Source organism: Citricoccus sp. NPDC079358, assembly GCF_040702545.1.
Classification (GTDB): domain Bacteria; phylum Actinomycetota; class Actinomycetes; order Actinomycetales; family Micrococcaceae; genus Citricoccus.
Genome location: NZ_JBFBLI010000002.1, coordinates 466,415 through 488,084, shown reverse-complemented (window position 1 = coordinate 488,084; position 21,670 = coordinate 466,415). Strand labels below are relative to the sequence as shown.

Sequence of the window (21,670 nt, the reverse complement as noted above, 5' to 3'; positions counted from 1 at the left end):
TGAAGCTGTTGGGCGGGAGCTGCTGGCTGGGGGCCGCTTCCCCGCGAACTCACCGCGAACACAAAATCCCCCGACAACGGTGACCGTGGTCGGGGGATCTTCTCTTCATTTTCAGTGGAGCGGATGACGAGATTCGAACTCGCGACCTCCACCTTGGCAAGGTGGCGCTCTAGCCAACTGAGCTACATCCGCAGGACCAGGAAATCCTCACCAGGAGGATCAGTCCGTGCGCGATACTGGGATCGAACCAGTGACCTCTTCCGTGTCAGGGAAGCGCGCTACCGCTGCGCTAATCGCGCCCATGGGCCCCGGCGAACCGGAACTTCTGAGTTGCAGGTCCCCATCCTAACGGATGGAAACCGATGCGAGGTGGGGACGGGATTCGAACCCGCGTACACGGCTTTGCAGGCCGTTGCCTCGCCTCTCGGCCACCCCACCAGGGATTGGAGACTTGCGAGCGGATGACGAGATTCGAACTCGCGACCTCCACCTTGGCAAGGTGGCGCTCTAGCCAACTGAGCTACATCCGCACAGAAAACTGGTGACCGGAAAAACCAGTCACCGTGATTTCCAACGAGAGATGACTCTAGTGCACGTCAGGTGGGAACGTCCAATCGGGATCTTCCCCGGCGTGTTCCGGCCAGTTCCGGACATTTCCAGCCCGTTCCGGTCTGTTCTCTCGACCTACCGGCCGCTAACGTGTCCGTCGCAGTGGGAGAATGGATCATCATGACCCAACCTCAACTCGCCCACCAGACCGAATACGGACGCATGTATGCGCGGAGTCTGTCCGGCGTGCCCGAGGTTCCGTCCATCACCACGGTGATCTCGCAGCAGAACACCGACCTCAGCGGCTGGGTAGGCCATATGGCGGCGACCGCCGTGATCGAGGACCCCCGGCTGTCCCAGGCCGTCGGCTCCAAGCCGCAGCTGAAGACCGTGGCCAGGCAGGCCTCGAATGCGGCGGAGCGCTACCGGGACGAGGCGGCCGCCCGCGGGGACCGCGTCCACAACTACGCCGAGCAGGTCGGGCTGCACGCCCTCGGCCAGCCGCACCAGATGGCCCAGATGCGCGCGCTGCTCGCCGAGCACGGGGAGGGCGCCTACGCCGACCGGTTCGATGAATGGTGGGATCTCTACGATGTCCGGCCCCTCGCCACCGAGATCACCGTCTGGAACGGCACCGTCGGGTACGCCGGGACCCTGGACCTGGTCGCCTCCATCGGTGGCCGCACCTGCATCATCGACTACAAGACCAAGGGCACCACGCGGGACGGGCGCGTCAAACCCCTCGACGCCAAGGTCGTCATGCAGCTCGTGGCCGGGTTGAAGGCGGAGGAGTCCCTTGTGGACCCCGCGGCCGGGACCTGGGAACCGTGGAAGTACGGCGATGCGCCGTTGCTGCTGGGGGTGGCCGTCGGGCAGACCGAGGTCGTCGCCCACCAGGCCAACCCCCAGGTGTTGCCGGACCACTGGCGCAAGTTCTGGTCGCTCCGCCAGGTCTGGGGATACTCCCAGGCCGCGGACGGCGCCGGCCCGGCGCTGCGACCCATCGGCCCCCCGCCCGCCACCAGCGTGCCAACCGCCACCAGCGTGCCAACCGCCACCGTGCCAGCAGCGTCCCCGGTGCCCGGGGCGCAGATACAGTAGTCGCCGTGACTGTCCTGCCCATCCGCATCGTTCCCGATCCCGTACTGCGCACTCTCGCCGACCCCGTGCCGGTCGGCCGTCGAAACCTCCACGCATTGGTGCGGGACATGTTCGAGACTATGGACGACGTCGGAGGCGTGGGTCTCGCCGCCCCGCAGGTCGGCGTGGGGTTGAGGATCTTCACCTTCGATGTGGAGGGCCAGCGCGGCCACGTGGTCAACCCGGTCCTGGAGACTTCGGGGGACCAACTGACCGAACCGGGGGAGGGCTGCCTGTCCGTGCCGGGACTGCGCTACCACCCCGAGCGCTTCGCGGAGGCAGCCGTCACGGGCGTCGACCAGGATGGGAACCCGGTGAGCTATCGGGGCGAGGGCCTGACCGCCCGTTGCTTTCAGCACGAGGTCGACCACCTCGACGGCATGCTCTACATCGACCGACTCACCGGTGAGGACCGCAAGGATTCCCGCCGCAAGCTCCGCGATCCCGGCTACGGCCGCATCACCGGCTCCACCCGGGCCGACCGCGCGTCCACCATCGGCTCCAGCTTCGGAGGTTCACTGTGAACGCTGCACCGACCACTGAACCGACCACTGCACTGAGCGGGAACTCCCGCTACCGGATCCTGTTCGCCGGAACTCCGGACACCGCCGTCCCGTCGCTGGACGCCCTGGTGGGCGCCGGCTTCACGATCGCCGCCGTGCTGACCCGGCCGGATGCGCTGGTGGGCCGCAAGCGCGTCCTCACCCCGTCGCCGGTGGCCGCCCGTGCGGCGGAGCTGGGTCTGCCGATCCTCCGTGCCTCCCGCCTGACCGGCGACGCCGGACGGGAGACCCTCGGCCGGATCGCCGCGCTGGACCTGGACGCGGCCGCCGTCGTGGCCTACGGCGCCCTGGTGCCCGCGGCCGGCCTGGAGATGCCGCGCCACGGCTGGGTGAACCTGCACTTCTCCTTGCTGCCCGCCTATCGGGGTGCCGCACCGGTGCAGCATGCCGTGATCGACCAAGCCGCTCAGACCGGTGCATGCGTCTTCCAATTGGAGGAAGGGCTCGACACCGGGCCCGTGTTCTCGCGCCTGGAGCGTGACCTGCAGCCTGGAGAGACATCCGGCGCGGTGCTCGCCGACCTGGCGGTCTCGGGTGCGGAGCTGCTCGCGAACACGATGGGCGCCATCCTGACCGGTACGGCCACGGCTGAACCGCAGCGTGGGGAGCCCAGCCTCGCCCCCAAACTGAACCAGGCGGACGGATTCGTCGATGCCGCACGGCCTGCGGCCGCCGTCGCCGCGCGGATCAACGGCACCACGCCGGAGCCCGGTGCCTGGGCCTTGCTGGAGATGGCATCGGCACCAGCTGAAGAGGCCGGAGAGCGGCCCGCGCAGCAGCGGGTCAAGCTCCTCGGGGCCGTTCCGGAGGAGCTTCCCGAAGGCACTGCTGACCTCCCGCTCGGAGACCCATTGCCCGGTCATCTGCACCGCGGCCGCACGGCGGTGCATCTGCAGTGCGCCGACGGGACGGTGCGGCTGGTGCAGGTCCAGCCGGCCGGCAAGAAACCGATGTCCGCGGCCGATTGGGCGCGGGGCCTGCCGGAGGGCACCCGGTTCCAGGCCGAAGCCACGGCAGAGACAGCGACTGAAGGACCATGATGAGCGAGCAGGGCAAGGGCCGCCGGCCAGGACAGCCAGGAAAATCAGGCGGGTCTGGTCGGCCGGAACGCCGCCAGGAGCAGCGTGGCCAGGGCCAGGGCCAGGGCCAGGATCAAGGCCAAGGACGCAACGAGCGCCGCAATGACCAGGGCCGCACCCGCAACCGCGGGACGTCGGGCGGCCCCCGGCAGTACTCGGCATCGGCGCCGTCGCAGCGTCGCCGGTCCGCGGACCCGTCCCGGCTGGCGGCCTTCGAGACGCTCACCGCGGTCAGCAGGGACGACGCCTACGCGAACCTCGTGCTGCCGGGACGGATCGCCGCCCACCGGCTGGACAAGCGGGATGCCGGTTTCGCGACCGAACTGACCTACGGCGCCCTGCGCGGACAGGGCTTCTACGACGCCGTGTTGGCCACCTGCGTGGACCGCCCGCTGGACCAGCTCGACCGTCCCGTCCTGGATGCCCTGCGGCTCGGCGCCCACCAGCTGCTCGGCATGCGGGTGCCGTCCCATGCGGCCCTGGACTCGACGGTCTCCCTGGTGCGCGACCAGATCGGTGCCGGCCCCTCCGGACTCGTCAACGCCGTCCTCCGCAAGGTCACCGCCCGGGACCGCGAGGCGTGGCTCGACCAACTGGCTCCCGTGGACGAACAGACCGGTGCCGCCTCGGACGACGCCCTGGCCATCCGTCACTCGCACCCGCAGTGGATCATCCGGGCCCTGCGTCAGTCGTTGGCCACCCACGGGCGCCCCGCCGAGGGGCGGACAGCTGAGCTGGAAGCCCTGCTGGAGGCGGACAATGCCGCCCCGGTGGTCAACCTGGTGGCCCTGCCCGGAGTGGGGGACCTGCGGCCCGTGATCGAGGCCGGCGCGGAACCGGGACCGTTGGCACCGGGCTCGGCCCTCTACCGCGACGGCGATGCCGGCCGGTTGCCCGGCGTGAAGGAGGGCACCATCCGCGTGCAGGACGTGGGCTCCCAGCTCACGGCCCGTGCCCTGGCGGTGGTCCCCGTGGGGAATGGCGCGCCGGAACGCTGGCTCGACCTCTGCGCCGGCCCCGGCGGCAAGGCGGCCCTGCTGGCCGCGTTGGCCCGCGAACAGGGGGCGACGCTGCTGGCCAACGAGCCGGCCGAGCACCGGGCCCGGCTCGTGGAGAACGCCCTGGCCGCCGTGCCGGGAGGGTCAGGCGACACCTGGTCCATCCGCTGTGGAGACGGCCGGGACCTGGGGACGGAGCAGCCTGAGGCCTTCGACCGGATCTTGGTGGATGCACCGTGCACCGGGCTGGGCGCTCTGCGCCGCCGGCCGGAGTCCCGGTGGCGGCGTCAGCCCTCGGACCTGGGGCCCCTGACCGAGCTGCAGCGCCAATTGCTGGACTCAGCGGTGGGTGCGCTGAAGGCCGGCGGCGTCCTGGGGTATGTGACCTGTTCGCCGCATCCGGCCGAGACGGTGTTCCAGGTCCAGGATGTGCTCAAGCGCCATCCCGGACTGGAGCTGCTGGACACGACCGGTTACCTGACGGAGGTGGCACCGGCTCTGACGGACGCCGGCAGTGCGCCGGCCGAGCGTCCTGCCGATTCCGGAGCCCACGCCACCGGCAATACCAGCCAGCTGTGGCCCCACCTGCACGCCACCGACGCCATGTTCATGGCCCTGTTCCGGAAGGTGGCGTCGTGAGCCACGCCATGCCCCACCACGCGGAGCATTCCCGTGGCATCCACATCCACCCGTCCATCCTGTCGGCCGACTTCGCCCGGCTGGCCGAGGAACTCGCGCGGATCCGGAATGCCGACGCCGTGCACGTGGACGTCATGGACAACCACTTCGTGCCGAACCTGACGCTCGGGCTGCCCGTGGTCCAGGCCATCCGCCGGGCCACCGACCTGCCCCTGGACGTGCACTTGATGATCCAGGACGCAGACCGCTGGGCACCCGCCTATGCGGAGGCCGGTGCCGAGTCGGTGACCTTCCATGCGGAGGCCGCCGCGGCACCCATCCGGCTGGCCCGGGAACTGCGCTCCCACGGGTCCCAGGCGGGCATGGCGCTGAAGCCGGCGACCGCCGTCGAGCCCTATCTGGACATGCTCGAGGAGCTGGACCTGCTGTTGCTCATGACAGTGGAACCGGGCTTCGGCGGACAGCCGTTCCTCGACGTGGTCCTTCCGAAGATCCGGCGGGCCCGAGAGGCGCTGGACGGCTCCGGCGTCCCGGTGGCCCTGCAGGTGGACGGCGGCGTCACCCGGGACACCATTATGCGCGCCGCCGAGGCCGGGGCGGACGTGTTCGTGGCGGGCTCGGCCGTCTACGGGGCCGAGGACCCGGAAGCCGCAATTGACGAATTGAGAAGCGCTCCGCTCCGCTGAGGGCGGACAAGGAGTGCGTTGTGGCACAATCGTGTCAACGTGCTCCGGGGTCGGTGTAAATCCGAACCGGCGGTCAAAGTCCGCGACCCGCGCGTCGACCCACACCCGTGGCCCTCGACCAGCGGTTGAACCGGTGGAATTCCGGTACCGACAGTTAAAGTCTGGATGGGAGAAGCACGTGCAGCACCGCCGTTCCGGTGGGTGTGGTGTCGCGGTAGCCGATGAGGGCTACCCGGGACCACCCCGTGGGAGGGGCGAATCCGCAGCATGATCCCCCGGAGCCGCCGCGTTCCGAAGGAGGATTCATGGATTTCATGCGGTGGCTCGTCGAACTCTTCAATTGGTACATCCCGGTCGCCGGCGGCGGCCTGTTGATGCGAGAAGTGGTCGGCAACATCTTCGGTCTGGCCTCGGCCCTGGGCGGCATGCGCCGCAAGGTCTGGGCCTGGCCCATCGGCATCATCGGCAACGTCATCCTGCTCACGGTGTTCCTGTCCAGCCTGTTCGGCGGGGCTGACGCCGCGAACCTGCTGGGACAGGCCGGTCGCCAGATCATGTTCATCACCGTCTCGGTCTACGGCTGGGTGCAGTGGCGCCGCGCCAAGGCCGAACGCGCCGGGGACGATACGGCGATCGCCCCGCAGTGGGCCGGGCTGAAGGCCCGCATCGGGATCGTGGTGACCATGGTGATCGGCACTCTCGCCCTCACGCCGCTGTTCACGGCGCTGGGGTCCTACGAACCGGTCTGGGCGGATGCGTGGACGTTCGTCGGCTCGCTCATCGCCACCTACGGCATGGCCCGCGGCTGGGTCGAGTTCTGGCTGGTGTGGGTGGCGGTCGACGTTGTCGGGGTGCCGCTGCTCTTCAGCGCCGGTTACTACGCGAGCGCGTTCATGTACATGTTCTACGGGGCCTTCACCCTCGTCGGCTTCTTCGTCTGGGTCCGGGCGAAGGCGAATGAGAAGCCCGAAGTCGAGACGGTCATGCCGGACCCGACGGTGCGTGTCCCATGACGGCATCCGGCCACATGGTCACCGGCAGCCAGGCCGCTGGTGCCGAGGAGGCGTTGGCCCTGGCTGTGGCGGAGGCCCTCCGGGGGGTCCGGGGCGCCAATCCACTCGTGGGGGCGATCATCACCGCCCCCGACGGCAGGGTGCTCGCCTCCGGGTATCACCGGGGCCGGGGCACCGCCCATGCCGAGGTCGACGCCCTGGCCGGATTCGACCGTTTCCCCGAGTCCACCTCGAACCCGAGGATCGACCCCGCGGACGCCACCCTCTGGATCACCCTGGAGCCCTGCGACCACACCGGCAGCACCGGCCCCTGCACCGAAGCCATCCTCGCCTCCGGGATCCGCCGGGTGCGGTACGCGGTGGCGGACCCCACCGGGCCCGACGGCGGCGGCGCAGCCCGGCTACGCAGCGCCGGTCTCGAGGTGGACCAGGTCCACCCGGAGCAGGTGCGCCGTGCCGGTGCCGACGACCTCAATCGCCGCTGGATGCTGGCACGTGACGCCGGACGTCCCTTCGTCACGGCACACCTCGCCCAGTCCCTGGACGGTCGCGTGGCCGCCGCCGACGGCACCAGCCAGTGGATCACCGGACCCGAATCCCGGCGGCATGCCCACCGGGTGCGTTCCCGGGTGGACGCGATTATCGCCGGGACCGGGACCGTGCTGGCGGACGACCCGCGGCTGACGGCCCGGGATGAAGACGGCCGTGACTTGCCCCTCCAACCGGTCCCGGTGGTGCAGGGCCGCCGGGCCGTTCCCGCCGGGGCGGCCCTGCGGGGTGGCGGCCCCTGGATCCACGTCGCGAGCCATGACCCTCAGACGGTCCTGGATCGGCTGAGTGCCGGAGACCACGCCGACGCCACCTCCCGGCCCCGATCGTGGCCCCACGGCAGCTCCGGCCCGGGCCATGTCCTGATCGAGGGCGGCCCCACCGTACTGTCGGCCTGGATGGGGGCCGGCCTCGTCGATGAACTGTTCCTCTACCAGGCACCCCTGGTCCTCGGCTCCGGCCCGGCCGGACTGGATCTGCCCCAGCACACCACCCTGTCCCACGCCCTGCGCCTGACGCTGGACCCTGCTGAGAACGGCGCCCTCAGCCGTCTCGGAGACGACCTCCTGCTCCACTATGCGGCGACCTAGAGCCAGAGCCAGAGCCGCGCGCTGCACCGACCCCTTGACCCATCACGGACTTCCCGGAGGGAACCCCATGTTTACCGGAATCATCACCGAGCTCGGCACCATCACCGAGCTCGAACACCGCCCCGACCAGGACTCGGCGCGGCTCACCATCCACGCCCCGGCCTCGAGCGTCGATCTTCCCCTGGGGGGATCCCTCGCCGTCAACGGCACCTGCCTCACCGCCACGGAGAACTCCACCGGCTCGGTCGTCGTCGATGTCATCGGTGAGACGTTGCGCCGGACCGCCATCGGCGATCTGCAAGCGGGGGACCGAGTCAACCTGGAACGCTGCATGCCCGCCTCGGGCCGCTTCGACGGCCATATCGTCCAGGGCCATGTCGATGGCACCGGGACCATCGCCAAGATCGAGGTCCACGGCTCGTGGCGCCAGGTCCGCATCTCCTTGCCGCCCGGGCTGGGCCGCCTGGTCGCCGAGAAGGGGTCCATTGCCGTTGACGGTGTCTCCCTGACCGTCACGGCCGTCAACGACGTGAGCCGGCTTCCGGAGTCGGAGGCCCCGGCCGGGGCCCCGGCCGGAGCCGCCCACGACTGGTTCGAGATCGGTCTCATCCCCGCCACCCTGGCGGAGACCACCCTCGGCACCCGCAGCCTGGGGGATCGGGTCAATCTCGAGGTCGATGTCGTGGCCAAGTACGCCGCCCGGCTGACGGATCATGACCGTGCCAGTGCCAGTGCCGGTGCCACCGCAGCGCAGGAGGTGACGAGATGAAGCCCTCAACACCGGCGAACCAGGCACCGGTGAACCAGGCAGCGGCGAATCACGAACAGCCGATCCGCCTGGACCCGATCGAGACGGCGGTCGCGGCCATCGCCGCCGGCCGGGCCGTCGTCGTGGTGGATGACGCAGACCGCGAGAATGAGGGTGACATCGTCTTCGCCGCGGACGCCGCCACCCCGGAGATCGTGGCCCTGACCGTGCGCTACACCTCGGGCGTGCTGTGCGCGCCGATGCCGGCCGACGTCGCCGGGCGCCTGGACCTGCCGCCCATGACCGCGCGCAACGAGGACCCGAAGGGCACCGCATACACCGTGTCCTGTGATGCGATCGCCGGCACCACCACGGGCATCTCCGCCGCAGACCGCGCGACCACGCTCAAGGTGCTGGCCGACCCGTCGGCCACCGCCGATCTGGTCAGCCGACCCGGGCATGTCTTCCCGCTGGTGGCGGCCGCCGGTGGGGTGGCCGAGCGGCGTGGACACACCGAGGCAGCCGTGGAACTGAGCCGGCTCGCCGGGCGGGCCCCGGTGGGGGCCATCGCAGAACTCGTCAACGACGACGGCTCCATGATGCGCCTGCCCGCCCTGCGCCGCTTCGCCGATCGGCACCGGTTGCCGCTGGTCTCGATCGAGGACCTCGTGGCGTATCTGACCGCCGACGGTGACGAGCCCCGTGGAGGGCAGGGTGTCCAGCACAGCGGTGAATCCAGTCACCGGTCCAGCCTGCAGGACGATGGCGAACCAGTGGACGAACCTGACACCAGCACTCCGACGGTGAACCTGCCCACCCGCTACGGCACGTTCCAGGTGTCGGTCCACCCCGATCAGGAGACCGGCGCTGAGCATGTGGTGCTCCAGGCACCGGGCGCCGGCACCACCGCGCCGGGCGTCGAGGGTCCGCTCGTCCGGTTGCATTCCGAGTGCCTGACGGGGGACGTCTTCGGTTCGGAACGCTGCGACTGCGGCGCCCAGCTCGACCATGCCCTGCGGCAGGCCATGGCGGAGGGTGGCACCGTGATCTACCTCCGCGGCCATGAAGGGCGGGGCATTGGCCTGGCCAACAAGATCCTGGCCTATGCACTGCAGGACTCCGGACTCGACACCGTCGCCGCGAACGAGCATCTCGGCCTGCCCGCGGACGCCCGCAGCTACCGGTCCGCCGCCGCGATCCTGCGCCGGCTCGGACTGGACCGCATCCGGCTGGTGACCAACAACCCGGACAAGTCGGAGCAACTGGAACGGGAGGGGATCGAGGTGGCGGAGATCATCCCCAGCCCAGCGCCCGTCACCGAGCACAACCGCGGCTACCTGACCACCAAGCGGGACCGCATGGCGCACCGGCTCTCCGGCGACCTCGTGCCGCAGCAGGCGAGCACCAGGGGTGGGGCACCGGCCACATCACCGGCAGCAACATCACCCGCAACCACACCTACTTCTACTTCTACTTCTACAGGAGGCACAGCATGAGCGGTCACGGAGCACCCCAGGGGCTGAACGCAACACTCGGCGAGAAACTCGCGGGGAATTTCACGACGGCGGCCGGCGCCGCGGACGCGAAGGGCCCCCTGCGCGTCGCCGTGGTGGCGGCCCAGTGGCATGAGCAGGTCATGGAGGGACTGCTGGCCGGCGCCCGTCGAGCGGCCGCAGACGTGGTGGCGGCAGCGCAGCCGGTGGCTGGGGCCGGGATCGAGGTCGTGGAGTTCCGCGTCCCCGGGACCTTCGAACTGCCCGTGGCGGCGGCCCGGCTGGCCCCCCGTTTCGACGCGCTGGTGGCCCTCGGCGTCGTGATCCGGGGTGGAACACCACACTTCGACTACGTCTGCTCCGGGGCGACCCAGGGTCTGGTGGACGTTTCCGTGCGCACCGGGACCCCCATCGGCTTCGGGGTGCTGACCTGTGATACCGAGGAGCAGGCCCTGGACCGGGCCGGGCTCGAGGGGTCCAGTGAGGACAAGGGGTATGAGGCGTTCCAGGCGGCCATTCTGACGGAACTGGCGCTGCGCTGAGCGGTGGCTTCTGCGTCACATTGGACGGGCACGGTCAGAGGCACTGCCCGGCGGTGGCTACGCTGGGAGGGTGAAAACCTTCGATGATCTCTTTGCCGAGCTGAGCCGGAAGGCCGAGACCCGGCCGGAAGGCTCCGGGACCGTGACCGAACTCGACTCCGGGGTCCATGGGATCGGCAAGAAGGTCGTGGAGGAGGCCGCCGAGGTGTGGATGGCCGCCGAATACGAGTCGAAGGACGAGGCGGCCGAGGAGATCTCCCAACTGCTCTACCACCTGCAGGTCATGATGATCGCCAAGGGCCTGACCCTTGAGGACGTCTACCGCCACCTCTGAGGAGTCCCGGCCGCGCGCCGACCACCTCACCATCCGCCGCACCACCCACCACACCAGGAGAACCAGCACCCATGCTGCGCATCGCCGTTCCCAACAAGGGCGCCCTGTCCGAGGCCGCCCGAGACATGCTCCAGGAAGCCGGATACCTCCAGCGGAGGGACACCAAGGAACTGGTCATGATGGACCCGGAGAACCAGGTGGAGTTCTTCTACCTGCGGCCCCGGGACATCGCGGTTTACGTGGGACAGGGCACCCTGGACATCGGTCTGACCGGACGGGACCTCTTCCAGGATGCCCAGGTCGGCGGGTCCGCGGAAGAGATCATGGCCCTGGGCTTCGGCAAATCGACCTTCCGCTTCGCCGCCCCGATCGGCCGGTTCTCCTCACAGGCGGACCTCGCGGGAAAGCGCATCGCCACCAGCTATGACGGGCTGCTCGAGGACTACCTCGCCACCCAGTCCGTGAAGCCGGAGATGATCGTGCACCTCGACGGGGCCGTGGAGTCCTCGGTCAACCTGGGCGTCGCGGACGCCATCGCGGACGTGGTGGAGACCGGCAGCACGCTCAAGGCCGCCGGCATGGAGACCTTCGGGGAACCGATCATGCACTCCGAGGCCATCATCATCGGTCAGACCGGGCGCCGCCCCGAAGGCCTCGACGTCCTGTTGCGGCGCCTGCAGGGTGTCCTGGTGGCCCGCCGCTACGTCATGATCGACTATGACGTGAGCCGGGCGAACCTGGACCGCGCCTCCGCCGTGACCCCCGGCCTGGAATCGCCGACCATCTCCCCGTTGCAGGACGAGAACTGGGTCGCGGTGCGTTCCATGGTCAAGAAGGGGGATACCAACAAGGTGATGGATGAACTCTATGACCTGGGCGCCCGCGCCATCCTGGTCTCCGCCATCCACGCCATCCGTATCTGATCCAGAATCACCCGAGGAAGTGCCCATGTCCGTCGCCGTACGCGTGATCCCCTGCCTGGATGTCGATGCCGGTCGGGTCGTCAAGGGTGTCAATTTCGCGGCCCTCCGGGACGCCGGCGACCCGGTCGAACTGGCCCGACGCTACAACGAGGCCGGCGCCGACGAGCTGACCTTCCTGGATGTCACCGCCTCCACCGCCGACCGGGCGACGACCTACGAGGTGGTTTCCCAGACCGCCGAGGAGGTCTTCATCCCGTTGACCGTCGGCGGGGGCGTGCGCAGCGTCGACGACGTGGCCCGGCTGCTGAGGTCCGGCGCGGACAAGGCGTCGATCAACACCGCGGCCGTGGCCCGGCCGGAGGTCATCAACGAGATCACCCAGCGCTTCGGATCACAGGTCCTCACGCTGTCCCTCGACGCCCGCCGTACGGACGACCCGTCGGTGGGATCCGGCTACGAGGTCACCACCCACGGCGGTCGCCAGGGTACCGGGATCGACGCCGTCGAATGGTGCCGGGAGGCTTCAGAGCGCGGAGTGGGGGAGATCCTGCTGAACTCCATCGACGCCGACGGCACCAAGGAGGGCTTCGATCTGGACATGATCCGCGCCGTGCGCGCCGTCACCACCGTGCCCCTCATCGCCTCGGGGGGCGCCGGCGCACCGGAGCACTTCCCGCCGGCCATCGAGGCCGGGGCGGACGCCGTGCTGGCCGCCTCGATCTTCCACTTCGGACCCGTGGACATGATCTCCCGGGTCAAGGCCGCCATCAGGGAGGCCGGCTATCCCGTCCGCTGACGCCCCCGTTCCCTCCCCGGTCGAGTTGCAGCGCCTGACCCTCCTGGGCTGGCCGGCCATCGAGTCCCAGGAGGTCGACGGCTGGTCCGTGCGTTTCTCGTCCGGCATCACACGGCGCGCCAACTCCGTGGTGTCTGCGACGATGCCGACGTCCGTGGCGCAGATCGAGGCCGCCGTGGACGTGGTCGAGCGGCGAAGCGCCGAGCGCTGGCTGGCTCCGACCTTCCAGCTGTGGCTGCCGGCGTCGGGATCCTGGCTGGAAGGCTATTCGGAAGGCTCTGCCCAAGGCTCTGCCGCGGGCCTCACTGCCACGGCACACCTGGAGTCCGAAGCGTTCTTCGAGGGCCAGCAGCGCCTGGGCGACCTCTTGGAGCGCCGCGGCTACGAGGCCGTCGCCCCGACCGACGTGCTGTGGATGGACCGGGAGGACCTCCCGGCGGACGCCGAGTGGGACCGGCGCATCCTCGTCAACGAGACCCTCAGCGACGAGTGGCTGGAGGCCTATGTGAGCCGGGACGCGGGCAGTGGACCGTCCGGGGACGACTCCGCCAGCAGGATGGTCCACCGCCGCCTGCTCGGGGGAGGTCGCAGCCGGTTCTACAGCTGCCTGGACGAGGACGGGAACATCGCAGGCGGAGCGAAGGTCTCGCTGGTGACCCCAGAGGGCTCCTCGACCACCTGTGCGGGAATCTATGCGCTGTGGGTCCGTGAGGACCGGCGCGGGCGTGGACTCTCGGCCCTCCTGCTGGACGCCATCTTCAACCACCTCGTCCGGCTGGACGTCTCAGGGTGCTGGCTGCAGGTGGAGGAGCGGTCCACCCGGGCGCGAGCCGTCTACCAGGCGGCCGGCTTCTCGACGGTGGCGCGATACCGGTACCTCACCCGCGCCCACTGACGCGTTCCCTCCGCCTCAGTTCACCCGACTCCGTCCGCCCGCCTCAGTTCACCCGCCTCAGTCCAGCAGCACCAGGGCGTGGTCACGGCGGCCGAACGCATGCAGCACGAGCTCCCCGGCCGGGCCGGAGACGGTGCGAGTCTCCTCGTCCTTGCCGGCGGGGCGGGCCACCACGCGCTGGCCCGTACTGCGGGCCAGGACAACGCCGGTCGGCTCGGTGCGGTACATCATCCGTGCCCGGCGGCCGAACTCGGTGAACAGGGCATTGGCGTAGTCATCGGCGAGGTGGCGCGGGGCCCAGCGGTCCTGGGCACGCCGCACATCCTCGGTGTGGACGAAGAACTCGAGCAGGTTCGTGGCCTGAGCGGCCCGTCGGGCTGCCGTGGACGCCTGGATGGTCTGGGCGAGTCTCGAGGCCCGCGGGTTCTGGCGCAGTCGTGCCGGTGGCTGCGGCCCCGAGGCCACCCGGTCCACGAGCTGTTGGTAGGCGTGCGGCGAGGACGAGGCGGCACCGAGTTCCATGGTCTTCCGCTCCAGGGTGCGGGCCAGGGGACGTAGGACCAGACCGGCCACGAGCGGTGAACGCTCCCGCAGGACGATATGGGCCGCGAGGTGCTCCGTCTGCCATCCCTCGCACAGGGTGGGCCGGCCGGGGCCGGCGGCCAGGAGTGACTCGACGAGTGCATCTCGAGAGGCCGCGGTGAAGTCGCGTCCAGGTGTCTGGCCGGTGGCCCGGTCGGCGTGGTTACCCATAACAGGGACAACGCTACACGGAGCCTAGACTGGATCACCATGGACAACACCGCCTCCGCCGATGTGGCACTCGACCCGGCGATCGCCCAACGGCTCAAGAAGACGCCCGACGGCCTCGTCGCCGCCATCGCCCAGCAGCACGACACCGGTGAGGTGCTGATGCTGGGTTGGATGGATGAGGAGGCCCTGCGGCGCACCCTGGCCTCCGGCCGGGCCACCTACTATTCACGGTCCCGGCAGGAGTACTGGCGCAAGGGGGACACCTCCGGCCACGTCCAGGAGGTCCGGGCCGTGGCCCTGGACTGCGACGGCGACGCGCTGCTCGTGCAGGTCGCTCAGACCGGCGCCGCCTGCCACACGGGCACCCGTACGTGTTTCGACGGACGGCAGCTGCCGCTCTCCGGTCCTGACCGGCTTGAGCGTACCGATGACTCCCCGACACCCACAGCGAAGGAGACCGCCAAAGATGCGTGAGCTCGGTACCATCACTCCCTCCGCGGAGGACTTCGAGAACCTCGCCGGTCACCACCGGGTCATCCCGGTGACCCTGACGGTGCTGGCGGACGGACTGACTCCGGTCGGCATCTACCGCCGCCTGGCCGCGGACGAGCCCGGCACCTTCCTGATGGAGTCAGCCGCCCAGGGCGGCGTCTGGTCCCGCTACTCCTTCATCGGGGCGGGCAGCGCGGCAACGCTGACCACGCGACGAGAGGGAGAGGGAGAGGGAGAAGAAGAGGGCGCCGTGGCCCACTGGCTGGGGGAGCCCCCGGCAGGACTGCCCACCGAGGGCGACCCGATCGAGGTGCTCCGGGCGACCCTGGACCTGCTGTCCACTGACGTACGCCAGGGACTGGGTCAGGACCTGCCCAACCTGCTCTCCGGGATGGCTGGTTTCCTCGGCTGGCCCACGGTGCGCCGCTGGGAACAGCTGCCAAGCCCGCCGCCCGACGACCTCGGGCTGCCGGAGATGGCCATGAACCTCATCACGGACCTCGCCGTGCATGACACCGTGGACGGCACCGTGACCCTCGTGGCCAACGCCATCAACCACAACGGCCTGGCCTCCGGCGCCCCGGAAGCGTGGGCGGACGCCGAGGAACGACTGCGTTCGATGGCGGCCCGGCTCATCGGTCCTGCCCGGCCCGCCACCCCGGCCTCTGCGGGGGACGTTCCAGCCGAGGGCGTCCCCGCCCAAGGTGCTCCGGGCAGCGGTGACCCGGTGTCCGTCGCCCCGCGGGACTGGCTGGACCTTGGCGTCTCGGCCCACGTCCACGACTCGTGGACTCACGAGGGCTTCCTGGACGCCGTCGCCCGCGCCCAGCAGGCCATCGTGGACGGTGAGGTCTTTCAGATCGTCGTCTCGCGCCGCTTCTCCGCACCGACCACGGCCAGTGGCCTGGACATCTACCGCGTCCTGCGCGCCATGAACCCCAGCCCGTACATGTACCTGTTCTCGTTCGAGAAGCCCGGGCCCGACGGCGGCCGGTACCAGATCATCGGCTCCTCGCCGGAGGCGCTGGTCACCGTCAACGACGGCTCGGTGATCACCCACCCCATCGCCGGATCACAGCCCCGCGGAGCCACCGTGGAGGACGACCACCTGCACGAGAAGCTGCTGGTCAATGATCAGAAGGAACGGGCGGAGCACCTGATGCTCGTGGACCTCTCCCGGAACGACCTGTCCAAGGTCTGCGTGCCCGGCAGCGTGTCCGTCACCCAGTTCATGGAGGTGGAGCGGTTCAGCCACATCATGCATCTGGTCTCCCACGTGGAGGGCCGGCTGGAGCCAGGGCAGAAGGCCCTGGACGTCCTGGCCGCCGCCTTCCCCGCCGGCACCCTGTCCGGAGCGCCGAAGCCGCGGGCCCTCCAGCTGCTGGATGAGTGGGAACCCCAGGAGCGGGGCCCCTACGGGGGCGTGGTGGGCTACTTCGACCTGGCCGGCAACATGGACATGGCCATCAACATCCGCGCGGCGACCCTCGTGGACGGGACGGCCTACGTGCAGGCCGGCGCCGGGATCGTGGCCGATTCCGATCCGGAGACGGAGGCCGCAGAGACGGTGACCAAATCGAGCGCCCCGATGCGGGCCGTCCTCGCAGCGGGACTACTGACCACGCTGGACCCGGAGGTGACGCCATGATGCTGAAGAGGCGCACCGCTGTCCTGTGGGCCATCGCCGCCGGGGCCATCATCCTCGGCACCGGGGCCCAGACCTGGATCGAGTCGACCCAGATCTCCGGGCTGCCGGGAGACTCGGTGACGACCACCGGGAACCAGGCGGCCGCCGTCGTGCCCGCCATGGCCCTCGTCGGGATGGCCGCCGGCATCGCCCTGTCCATGGCCCGCCGGATCGGCCGGTGGATCACGGCGCTGCTCCTGCTCCTCGCGGGGGCGGCAACCGCCTGGTCCTCCGTCCAGGCGGCTCTCGATCCTGCGGCCGCAGCCCATCCCCAGGTCTCCGAGGCCAGCGGCACCACCGCCGACGCGGGTTCCTACGCCGTCACCGTGTGGCCGTGGCTGACCCTCGTCGGCGGCATCCTGCTGTTCCTCTGCGGTCTCGCGGTGCTCCTCTCCGGCCGACGGTGGACCACCAGCCGCCGCTATGAGGCCGCACCGGCCGCCGGAACAGCCACCGGAGCGACCGGCACCGCGTCCGCCGCGGAGTCCACGCCGGCGGACGGGGAAGATCTCGACGAGATCGACGCCTGGGACGAGCTCAGCCGCGGCCAGGATCCCACCTGATCGAGACGGGGCGAGACCTGCGGGTCCGGCACTGACTTCCGTGGCAGAATGAAGCACAGACCTGATCAGCTGCCGCATTCCTGGAACGCGGGCAGTGCTGGCCTGGATAGACCTGGATATACCTGGAACGAAAGGGACGGTCCATGACCACCTCGCACCGCACCACTGACGACGATCTCGTCCTGAACGACCCGACCCACGCCGAGCCGCTCGGCCACGGCAACTCGCCGGCCGCGTGGACGCTGGTGCTGCTGATCCTCGCCGGAACCCTGCTGGCCGGCGTCGGCATGCTGGCCGACCTGTTCGTCCTGGTCATCGCCGGTGCCGTCGTCGCGGTGGCCGGACTCGTCGCCGGGTTCATCATGAGCAAGGCCGGCAAGGGCACCAAGGGTCACGCCGAGCCCGCTCGGCACTGATGGCCACCGTTCTCGACGAGATCATCGTCGGGGTCCGCGCCGACCTCGCCGAACGCCGCCGTGCGGTCTCCCTGGACGCCATCCGGTCCCTGGCGGCCGAGGCCACGGACCGGTCACCGGCCCGGGACGCCTACGCCGCCCTCGGCGGGGGACGTACCGACCCGCAGGGCATCCGCATCCTCTCCGAGGTCAAGCGGTCCAGCCCCTCCAAGGGTGCCCTGGCGGACATCGCCTCCCCGGCGGACCTGGCCCGGAGCTATGAGGCCGGTGGAGCCGCCGCCATCTCCGTGTTGACGGAACAGCACCGCTTCGGCGGCTCCCTCGCCGATCTGGATGCCGTCCGGGCGGCGGTGGACATCCCGGTGCTGCGCAAGGACTTCACGGTGGACGAGTACATGATCCACGAGGCCCGGGCCCACGGGGCCGACCTGGTCCTGCTCATCGTGGCCGCCCTGGACGACGCCCAGCTGACGGAGTACCTCGCCGTCACCCACGAACTCGGGATGAACGCCCTGGTCGAGGCGCACACGGTCGAGGAGATCGAGCGTGCCATGGCCGTGGGCGCCCGGATCGTCGGAGTCAACGTCCGCAACCTCAAGACGCTGGACGTGGACCCAAGGAACTACGCCACCCTGGCCCCGCACCTGCCCGAGGATGTGGTGAGGATCGCCGAATCCGGGGTCCAGGGTCCGGAGCAGGTGGCCGATTACGCCCGTGAGGGAGCCGACGCCGTCCTGGTCGGAGAGGCCCTCGTGAAGCACGGCGACCCGACGCGGGCCATCCGCGACTTCCGCGCCGCCTCGCTGGCGGTGCGCGGCTGATCCGGTCCCAGCCCGGTGGCGCACGCCAGCGCCGCTCTCGTGACGGACCCCGACGTACCCCGAATCTCCTGAAGTCCCCGAACACAGACTGGAACGTACGATGATTGAGCACACCGGGAGCTACCAGCACCAGCCAGGGCCCTACTTCGGCCCGTACGGCGGGCGCTGGATGCCCGAATCCCTGATCGCCGCACTCGAGGAAGTGGATCGGACCTTCACCGAGGCCCGGAACGACCCGGAGTTCACGGCGGAACTGCAGGACCTGTTCACGAATTACGTGAACCGGCCCTCCCTGCTGACGGAGGTGCCGCGCTTCGCCCAGGATTCCCCGGGCGTCCGGATCTTCCTCAAGCGGGAGGACCTCAATCACACCGGGTCCCACAAGATCAACAACGTGATCGGCCAGGCCCTGCTGGCCCGCCGGATGGGCAAGACCCGACTCATCGCTGAGACCGGGGCCGGTCAGCACGGCGTGGCCACCGCCACGGCCGCGGCCCTGTTCGGCCTGGAATGCACCGTCTACATGGGGGAGGTGGACACCCAGCGCCAGGCACTCAACGTCGCCCGGATGGAGATGCTCGGTGCCACGGTGATCCCCGTGACCACCGGCGCCCGCACGCTCAAGGACGCCATCAACGAGGCCCTGCGCGACTGGGTCGCCTCCGTGGACACCACCCACTACCTGCTGGGTACCGTCACCGGGCCGGCCCCGTTCCCGGCCATGGTCCGCTACTTCCACTCGGTCATCGGTGACGAGGCCCGCGAGCAGATCCTCGCACAGGCCGGTCGGCTGCCGGACGCCATCTGCGCCTGCGTCGGCGGCGGCTCGAACGCCATGGGCATCTTCCACGCCTTCCTGGACGACTCGGGTGTGGAGCTCTACGGCCTGGAGGCCGGCGGCAAGGGCATCAGCACGGGGGAGCACGCCGCGTCGATCAATCTCGGCCGCACCGGTGTGCTCCACGGAGCCCGGACCTACCTGATGCAGGACGAGGACGGCCAGACCATCGATTCGCACTCGATCTCGGCCGGCCTCGATTACCCGGCCGTCGGCCCCGAGCACGCCTGGCTCAATGACACCGGGCGGGCCACCTACGAGCCCGTGGACGACGCCGAGTGCATGGATGCCTTCCAGCGGCTGTGCCGCACCGAGGGCATCGTACCGGCCATCGAGTCCGCCCATGCCCTGGCAGGTGCCCTGCGCCTGGCGCGGCGCTGGGCGGACGAGGGCATCGTCAGTGCCGACGCCGCGGCCGGTGAGGAGAAGATCATCGTCATCAGCCTCTCCGGACGCGGTGACAAGGACGTGGCCACGGCGGCGAAGTACTTCGGCATGCTGCCGGACACCGAGACCCCCGAGGGCGGCGACGCGGAAGCCGTGGCCGCACGCCCCGAAGGAGCGCAGAACTGATGACCGAGCAGCACGCTGAACAGAACACCGGACAGCAGATCCGATCGCTGACCACCGAGAGCATCGAGGCCGCGCGCGACGCCGGCCGCACCGCCTTCATCGGCTACCTCCCGGCCGGCTTCCCGACCGTCAAGGACTCGATCGAGGCCGCCGTCGCCTTGGGCAACAACGGGGCCGACGTCATCGAGATCGGCATCCCGTACTCGGATCCGGTGATGGACGGGCCGGTCATCCAGGCCGCCACGAGCCAGGTGCTGGCCGATGGCTTCCGGGTCGATGCGGTCTTCGACATCATCCGTGCCGTCACGCAGCGGACGGACGCCGCGGTGGTGGTCATGACCTACTGGAACATCGTGGATCGGATGGGCGTGGAGACCTTCGCCCGCCGACTGGCAGAGGCCGGGGGAGCGGGCATCGTGACCCCAGACCTGGTGCCGGAGGAGGCGGACGCCTGGTTCGAGGCCTCCGACCGCTACGGACTGGACCGGATCTTCCTGACCGCGCCGAGTTCCACGGACGAGCGCGTGAAGCTGATCACCGAGTGCTCGCGGGGCTTCGTCTACGCCGTCTCCGTCATGGGTGTCACCGGAGCCCGGTCCGAGGTCTCCACGGCCGCCGAGAACGTCGTCGCCCGGGCGCACACCGCCGGGGCACCCCGGGTCGCGGTCGGCCTGGGCATCTCGAAGCCCGAGCACATCCGTGAGATCGGCGCGTATGCCGATGGTGCGATCGTGGGCACCGCCCTGGTGGCGGCCCTGCGGGATGGTGGCCCGGCCGCCGTCGGGACCCTGGCGGCCGAGCTGGCCACAGGCGCCGTGAAGAACTCCCGAGGAGACGCCTGATGAACGCGCTGATCACAGCTGCCATCCCCGCACCGATCTGGGACGGCTTCGACCTCGGGCCCCTCACGATCCACGCCTATGCGCTGTGCATCGTGGCCGGAATGATCGCGGGTCTCTGGCTGGCCTCGCGGCGTTGGAAGGCCCGTGGCGGACCCGAGGGCAACATCATCGACGTCTCCATCTGGGCCATCATCTTCGGCCTGGTCGGCGCCCGGCTCTACCACGTGGTCTCGTCCCCGGATGCCTATTTCGGTCCGAACTTCGACGGCACGGGTGACCTGACCAAGATCTGGCGGGTCTGGGAGGGCGGCCTCGGGATCTGGGGGGCCGTCGCCCTGGGCGCCGTGGGCGCCTGGATCGCCTGCCGCCGCTACGGTTTCAAGATCTCGGCCTATGCCGACGTGGTGGCGCCGGGCGTGCTGCTCGCCCAGGCCATCGGCCGGCTCGGCAATTACTTCAACCAGGAACTCTTCGGCGGCCCCACCACGGCGCCGTGGGGCCTGCAGGTGTCCGCCGACCACCCGAACTTCCCCGCCGGGGCCCTCGAGGGGACCCTCTTCCACCCCACGTTCGCCTACGAGATGCTGTGGAACCTGCTGGGCGTGGCCCTGCTGTTGCTGATCGACCGCAAGCTGCGCCTGCGCCGCGGCATGATGCTCTGGTCCTACGTCGCCTGGTACACGGCCGGCCGCACCTGGATCGAGATGCTCCGGATCGACGACGCAGAGATGATCACGCTCTTCGGCACCACCCAGCGCCTGAACGTGTGGACCTCGCTGCTGATGCTGCTGGTCGCCATCGGCTTCCTCATCTACCTGGGCCTGACCCGGCCGAAGACCGCCGAGGCGAAGGCCGAGGCCGAATCGGTGTGGCGTGCGGGCCGGGAACCGGTCGAAGACTCCGAGACAGCGACCGAGACCGCCAGCGCGACCGAGTCGACGACCGAGTCCGATTCGACGACCGAGGCTGAATCAGAGTCTGCGACGGGGTCCACGGCGGTCGCCGGAGGCTCAGATCCAGCCGGGCCAGCCGTCGACGGGGCGAAAGTTAACGCAGCCGAAACAAAAAAAGTGGCCGATCCGACCGAAAAATGAGATGGACGGCATCGCGCCTCGGTAGTATCGACTCCACTGCATTGACGTGAGGTG

At 69.8% G+C, this 21,670-nt stretch carries 23 protein-coding genes, 4 tRNA genes and 1 riboswitch; of the genes, 22 read left to right on the top strand and 5 right to left on the bottom strand.

What is annotated here, in order from left to right; translation table 11 throughout:
• Window positions 1-115: 115 nt before the first annotated feature.
• The 4 genes from AB0333_RS04605 to AB0333_RS04590 all read right to left on the bottom strand — a co-directional run bounded on the left by AB0333_RS04605 (window position 116) and on the right by AB0333_RS04590 (window position 530).
• A tRNA-Gly gene (locus tag AB0333_RS04605) sits at window positions 116-192 on the bottom strand.
• 35 nt (window positions 193-227) lie between these two features.
• A tRNA-Val gene (locus AB0333_RS04600) sits at window positions 228-299 on the bottom strand.
• Between the two features lie 68 nt (window positions 300-367).
• A tRNA-Cys gene (locus AB0333_RS04595) sits at window positions 368-438 on the bottom strand.
• A gap of 18 nt (window positions 439-456) precedes the next feature.
• Window positions 457-530: transfer RNA gene (locus AB0333_RS04590), tRNA-Gly, on the bottom strand.
• A 199-nt stretch (window positions 531-729) separates the two neighbouring features.
• Here AB0333_RS04590 and AB0333_RS04585 point away from each other — a divergent pair.
• The 14 genes from AB0333_RS04585 to AB0333_RS04520 all read left to right on the top strand — a co-directional run bounded on the left by AB0333_RS04585 (window position 730) and on the right by AB0333_RS04520 (window position 13,537).
• Window positions 730-1,650, top strand: coding sequence for a cytochrome (locus tag AB0333_RS04585; protein ID WP_366217535.1), 921 nt, complete (start codon window positions 730-732; stop codon window positions 1,648-1,650).
• A 5-nt stretch (window positions 1,651-1,655) separates the two neighbouring features.
• Window positions 1,656-2,213, top strand: a complete 558-nt coding sequence (gene def / locus AB0333_RS04580) for a peptide deformylase (protein WP_366217534.1) — start codon at window positions 1,656-1,658, stop codon at window positions 2,211-2,213.
• Between the two features lie 32 nt (window positions 2,214-2,245).
• Window positions 2,246-3,292 (top strand): methionyl-tRNA formyltransferase, encoded by a 1,047-nt coding sequence (locus AB0333_RS04575; RefSeq protein ID WP_366217583.1) that lies wholly within the window; start codon window positions 2,246-2,248, stop codon window positions 3,290-3,292.
• The gene (locus AB0333_RS04570) at window positions 3,289-4,968 is read left to right on the top strand and encodes a transcription antitermination factor NusB (RefSeq protein ID WP_366217533.1); all 1,680 of its coding nucleotides are present in this window, start codon (window positions 3,289-3,291) and stop codon (window positions 4,966-4,968) included. Before AB0333_RS04575 ends, AB0333_RS04570 begins: the two co-directional genes overlap by 4 nt.
• Window positions 4,969-4,976: 8 nt before the next feature.
• The gene (gene rpe / locus AB0333_RS04565) at window positions 4,977-5,654 is read left to right on the top strand and encodes a ribulose-phosphate 3-epimerase (RefSeq protein WP_366217582.1); all 678 of its coding nucleotides are present in this window, start codon (window positions 4,977-4,979) and stop codon (window positions 5,652-5,654) included.
• A gap of 36 nt (window positions 5,655-5,690) precedes the next feature.
• Window positions 5,691-5,835: riboswitch (FMN riboswitch) on the top strand.
• A 124-nt stretch (window positions 5,836-5,959) separates the two neighbouring features.
• Window positions 5,960-6,667, top strand: a complete 708-nt coding sequence (pnuC, locus tag AB0333_RS04560; RefSeq protein ID WP_366217532.1) for a nicotinamide riboside transporter PnuC — start codon at window positions 5,960-5,962, stop codon at window positions 6,665-6,667.
• Window positions 6,664-7,806, top strand: a complete 1,143-nt coding sequence (ribD, locus tag AB0333_RS04555; RefSeq protein ID WP_366217531.1) for a bifunctional diaminohydroxyphosphoribosylaminopyrimidine deaminase/5-amino-6-(5-phosphoribosylamino)uracil reductase RibD — start codon at window positions 6,664-6,666, stop codon at window positions 7,804-7,806. The genes pnuC and ribD overlap by 4 nt, the downstream gene beginning before the upstream one ends.
• Window positions 7,807-7,873: 67 nt before the next feature.
• Window positions 7,874-8,575: a riboflavin synthase gene (locus AB0333_RS04550; RefSeq protein ID WP_366217530.1), complete on the top strand. Its 702-nt coding sequence runs from the start codon at window positions 7,874-7,876 to the stop codon at window positions 8,573-8,575.
• On the top strand, window positions 8,572-10,050 hold the full coding sequence (gene ribB / locus AB0333_RS04545) for a 3,4-dihydroxy-2-butanone-4-phosphate synthase (RefSeq protein ID WP_366217529.1): 1,479 nt from the start codon (window positions 8,572-8,574) through the stop codon (window positions 10,048-10,050). Before AB0333_RS04550 ends, ribB begins: the two co-directional genes overlap by 4 nt.
• Window positions 10,047-10,589: a 6,7-dimethyl-8-ribityllumazine synthase gene (ribH, locus tag AB0333_RS04540; protein ID WP_366217528.1), complete on the top strand. Its 543-nt coding sequence runs from the start codon at window positions 10,047-10,049 to the stop codon at window positions 10,587-10,589. The genes ribB and ribH overlap by 4 nt, the downstream gene beginning before the upstream one ends.
• Window positions 10,590-10,659: 70 nt before the next feature.
• Window positions 10,660-10,923, top strand: a complete 264-nt coding sequence (locus AB0333_RS04535; protein WP_366217527.1) for a phosphoribosyl-ATP diphosphatase — start codon at window positions 10,660-10,662, stop codon at window positions 10,921-10,923.
• A gap of 71 nt (window positions 10,924-10,994) precedes the next feature.
• A complete protein-coding gene (gene hisG / locus AB0333_RS04530) occupies window positions 10,995-11,846 on the top strand; it encodes an ATP phosphoribosyltransferase (RefSeq protein WP_366217526.1) in 852 nt (283 codons plus the stop codon).
• A 25-nt stretch (window positions 11,847-11,871) separates the two neighbouring features.
• Window positions 11,872-12,642, top strand: a complete 771-nt coding sequence (gene hisF / locus AB0333_RS04525; protein ID WP_366217525.1) for an imidazole glycerol phosphate synthase subunit HisF — start codon at window positions 11,872-11,874, stop codon at window positions 12,640-12,642.
• 25 nt (window positions 12,643-12,667) lie between these two features.
• A complete protein-coding gene (locus tag AB0333_RS04520; protein ID WP_366217524.1) occupies window positions 12,668-13,537 on the top strand; it encodes a GNAT family N-acetyltransferase in 870 nt (289 codons plus the stop codon).
• A 57-nt stretch (window positions 13,538-13,594) separates the two neighbouring features.
• Here the strand turns inward: AB0333_RS04520 and AB0333_RS04515 are convergent, their stop codons facing one another.
• Window positions 13,595-14,290: a TIGR03085 family metal-binding protein gene (locus AB0333_RS04515; RefSeq protein ID WP_366217523.1), complete on the bottom strand. Its 696-nt coding sequence runs from the start codon at window positions 14,288-14,290 to the stop codon at window positions 13,595-13,597.
• 39 nt (window positions 14,291-14,329) lie between these two features.
• Between AB0333_RS04515 and hisI the strand changes: the two genes are divergently transcribed.
• The 8 genes from hisI (at window position 14,330) to lgt (ending at window position 21,616) form a co-directional block, all read left to right on the top strand.
• Entirely contained in the window at window positions 14,330-14,764 is a 435-nt protein-coding gene (gene hisI / locus AB0333_RS04510) for a phosphoribosyl-AMP cyclohydrolase (RefSeq protein ID WP_366217522.1), read from the top strand.
• On the top strand, window positions 14,757-16,430 hold the full coding sequence (locus tag AB0333_RS04505) for a chorismate-binding protein (protein WP_366217521.1): 1,674 nt from the start codon (window positions 14,757-14,759) through the stop codon (window positions 16,428-16,430). The genes hisI and AB0333_RS04505 overlap by 8 nt, the downstream gene beginning before the upstream one ends.
• Complete coding sequence (locus tag AB0333_RS04500; protein ID WP_366217520.1) at window positions 16,427-17,032, top strand: Trp biosynthesis-associated membrane protein; 606 nt, start codon at window positions 16,427-16,429, stop codon at window positions 17,030-17,032. Before AB0333_RS04505 ends, AB0333_RS04500 begins: the two co-directional genes overlap by 4 nt.
• A 143-nt stretch (window positions 17,033-17,175) precedes the next feature.
• The gene (locus tag AB0333_RS04495) at window positions 17,176-17,448 is read left to right on the top strand and encodes an HGxxPAAW family protein (RefSeq protein WP_366217519.1); all 273 of its coding nucleotides are present in this window, start codon (window positions 17,176-17,178) and stop codon (window positions 17,446-17,448) included.
• Complete coding sequence (gene trpC / locus AB0333_RS04490) at window positions 17,448-18,269, top strand: indole-3-glycerol phosphate synthase TrpC (RefSeq protein ID WP_366217518.1); 822 nt, start codon at window positions 17,448-17,450, stop codon at window positions 18,267-18,269. Before AB0333_RS04495 ends, trpC begins: the two co-directional genes overlap by 1 nt.
• A gap of 100 nt (window positions 18,270-18,369) precedes the next feature.
• The gene (gene trpB / locus AB0333_RS04485) at window positions 18,370-19,680 is read left to right on the top strand and encodes a tryptophan synthase subunit beta (RefSeq protein WP_366217517.1); all 1,311 of its coding nucleotides are present in this window, start codon (window positions 18,370-18,372) and stop codon (window positions 19,678-19,680) included.
• On the top strand, window positions 19,680-20,522 hold the full coding sequence (gene trpA / locus AB0333_RS04480) for a tryptophan synthase subunit alpha (RefSeq protein ID WP_366217516.1): 843 nt from the start codon (window positions 19,680-19,682) through the stop codon (window positions 20,520-20,522). The genes trpB and trpA overlap by 1 nt, the downstream gene beginning before the upstream one ends.
• A complete protein-coding gene (gene lgt / locus AB0333_RS04475; protein ID WP_366217515.1) occupies window positions 20,522-21,616 on the top strand; it encodes a prolipoprotein diacylglyceryl transferase in 1,095 nt (364 codons plus the stop codon). Before trpA ends, lgt begins: the two co-directional genes overlap by 1 nt.
• The last annotated feature ends 54 nt before the right edge of the window (window positions 21,617-21,670 follow it).

What these genes read in the sequence shown, in the direction of transcription:
- AB0333_RS04585 (WP_366217535.1), top strand. Translation starts at nt 730, where the DNA reads ATGACCCAACCTCAACTCGCCCACCAGACCGAATACGGACGCATGTAT.
- AB0333_RS04570 (WP_366217533.1), top strand. Translation starts at nt 3,289, where the DNA reads ATGATGAGCGAGCAGGGCAAGGGCCGCCGGCCAGGACAGCCAGGAAAA.
- rpe (WP_366217582.1), top strand. Translation starts at nt 4,977, where the DNA reads ATGCCCCACCACGCGGAGCATTCCCGTGGCATCCACATCCACCCGTCC.
- pnuC (WP_366217532.1), top strand. Translation starts at nt 5,960, where the DNA reads ATGGATTTCATGCGGTGGCTCGTCGAACTCTTCAATTGGTACATCCCG.
- ribD (WP_366217531.1), top strand. Translation starts at nt 6,664, where the DNA reads ATGACGGCATCCGGCCACATGGTCACCGGCAGCCAGGCCGCTGGTGCC.
- AB0333_RS04550 (WP_366217530.1), top strand. Translation starts at nt 7,874, where the DNA reads ATGTTTACCGGAATCATCACCGAGCTCGGCACCATCACCGAGCTCGAA.
- ribB (WP_366217529.1), top strand. Translation starts at nt 8,572, where the DNA reads ATGAAGCCCTCAACACCGGCGAACCAGGCACCGGTGAACCAGGCAGCG.
- ribH (WP_366217528.1), top strand. Translation starts at nt 10,047, where the DNA reads ATGAGCGGTCACGGAGCACCCCAGGGGCTGAACGCAACACTCGGCGAG.
- hisG (WP_366217526.1), top strand. Translation starts at nt 10,995, where the DNA reads ATGCTGCGCATCGCCGTTCCCAACAAGGGCGCCCTGTCCGAGGCCGCC.
- hisF (WP_366217525.1), top strand. Translation starts at nt 11,872, where the DNA reads ATGTCCGTCGCCGTACGCGTGATCCCCTGCCTGGATGTCGATGCCGGT.
- AB0333_RS04515 (WP_366217523.1), bottom strand. Translation starts at nt 14,290, where the DNA reads ATGGGTAACCACGCCGACCGGGCCACCGGCCAGACACCTGGACGCGAC.
- hisI (WP_366217522.1), top strand. Translation starts at nt 14,330, where the DNA reads ATGGACAACACCGCCTCCGCCGATGTGGCACTCGACCCGGCGATCGCC.
- AB0333_RS04505 (WP_366217521.1), top strand. Translation starts at nt 14,757, where the DNA reads ATGCGTGAGCTCGGTACCATCACTCCCTCCGCGGAGGACTTCGAGAAC.
- AB0333_RS04500 (WP_366217520.1), top strand. Translation starts at nt 16,427, where the DNA reads ATGATGCTGAAGAGGCGCACCGCTGTCCTGTGGGCCATCGCCGCCGGG.
- AB0333_RS04495 (WP_366217519.1), top strand. Translation starts at nt 17,176, where the DNA reads ATGACCACCTCGCACCGCACCACTGACGACGATCTCGTCCTGAACGAC.
- trpC (WP_366217518.1), top strand. Translation starts at nt 17,448, where the DNA reads ATGGCCACCGTTCTCGACGAGATCATCGTCGGGGTCCGCGCCGACCTC.
- trpB (WP_366217517.1), top strand. Translation starts at nt 18,370, where the DNA reads ATGATTGAGCACACCGGGAGCTACCAGCACCAGCCAGGGCCCTACTTC.
- trpA (WP_366217516.1), top strand. Translation starts at nt 19,680, where the DNA reads ATGACCGAGCAGCACGCTGAACAGAACACCGGACAGCAGATCCGATCG.
- lgt (WP_366217515.1), top strand. Translation starts at nt 20,522, where the DNA reads ATGAACGCGCTGATCACAGCTGCCATCCCCGCACCGATCTGGGACGGC.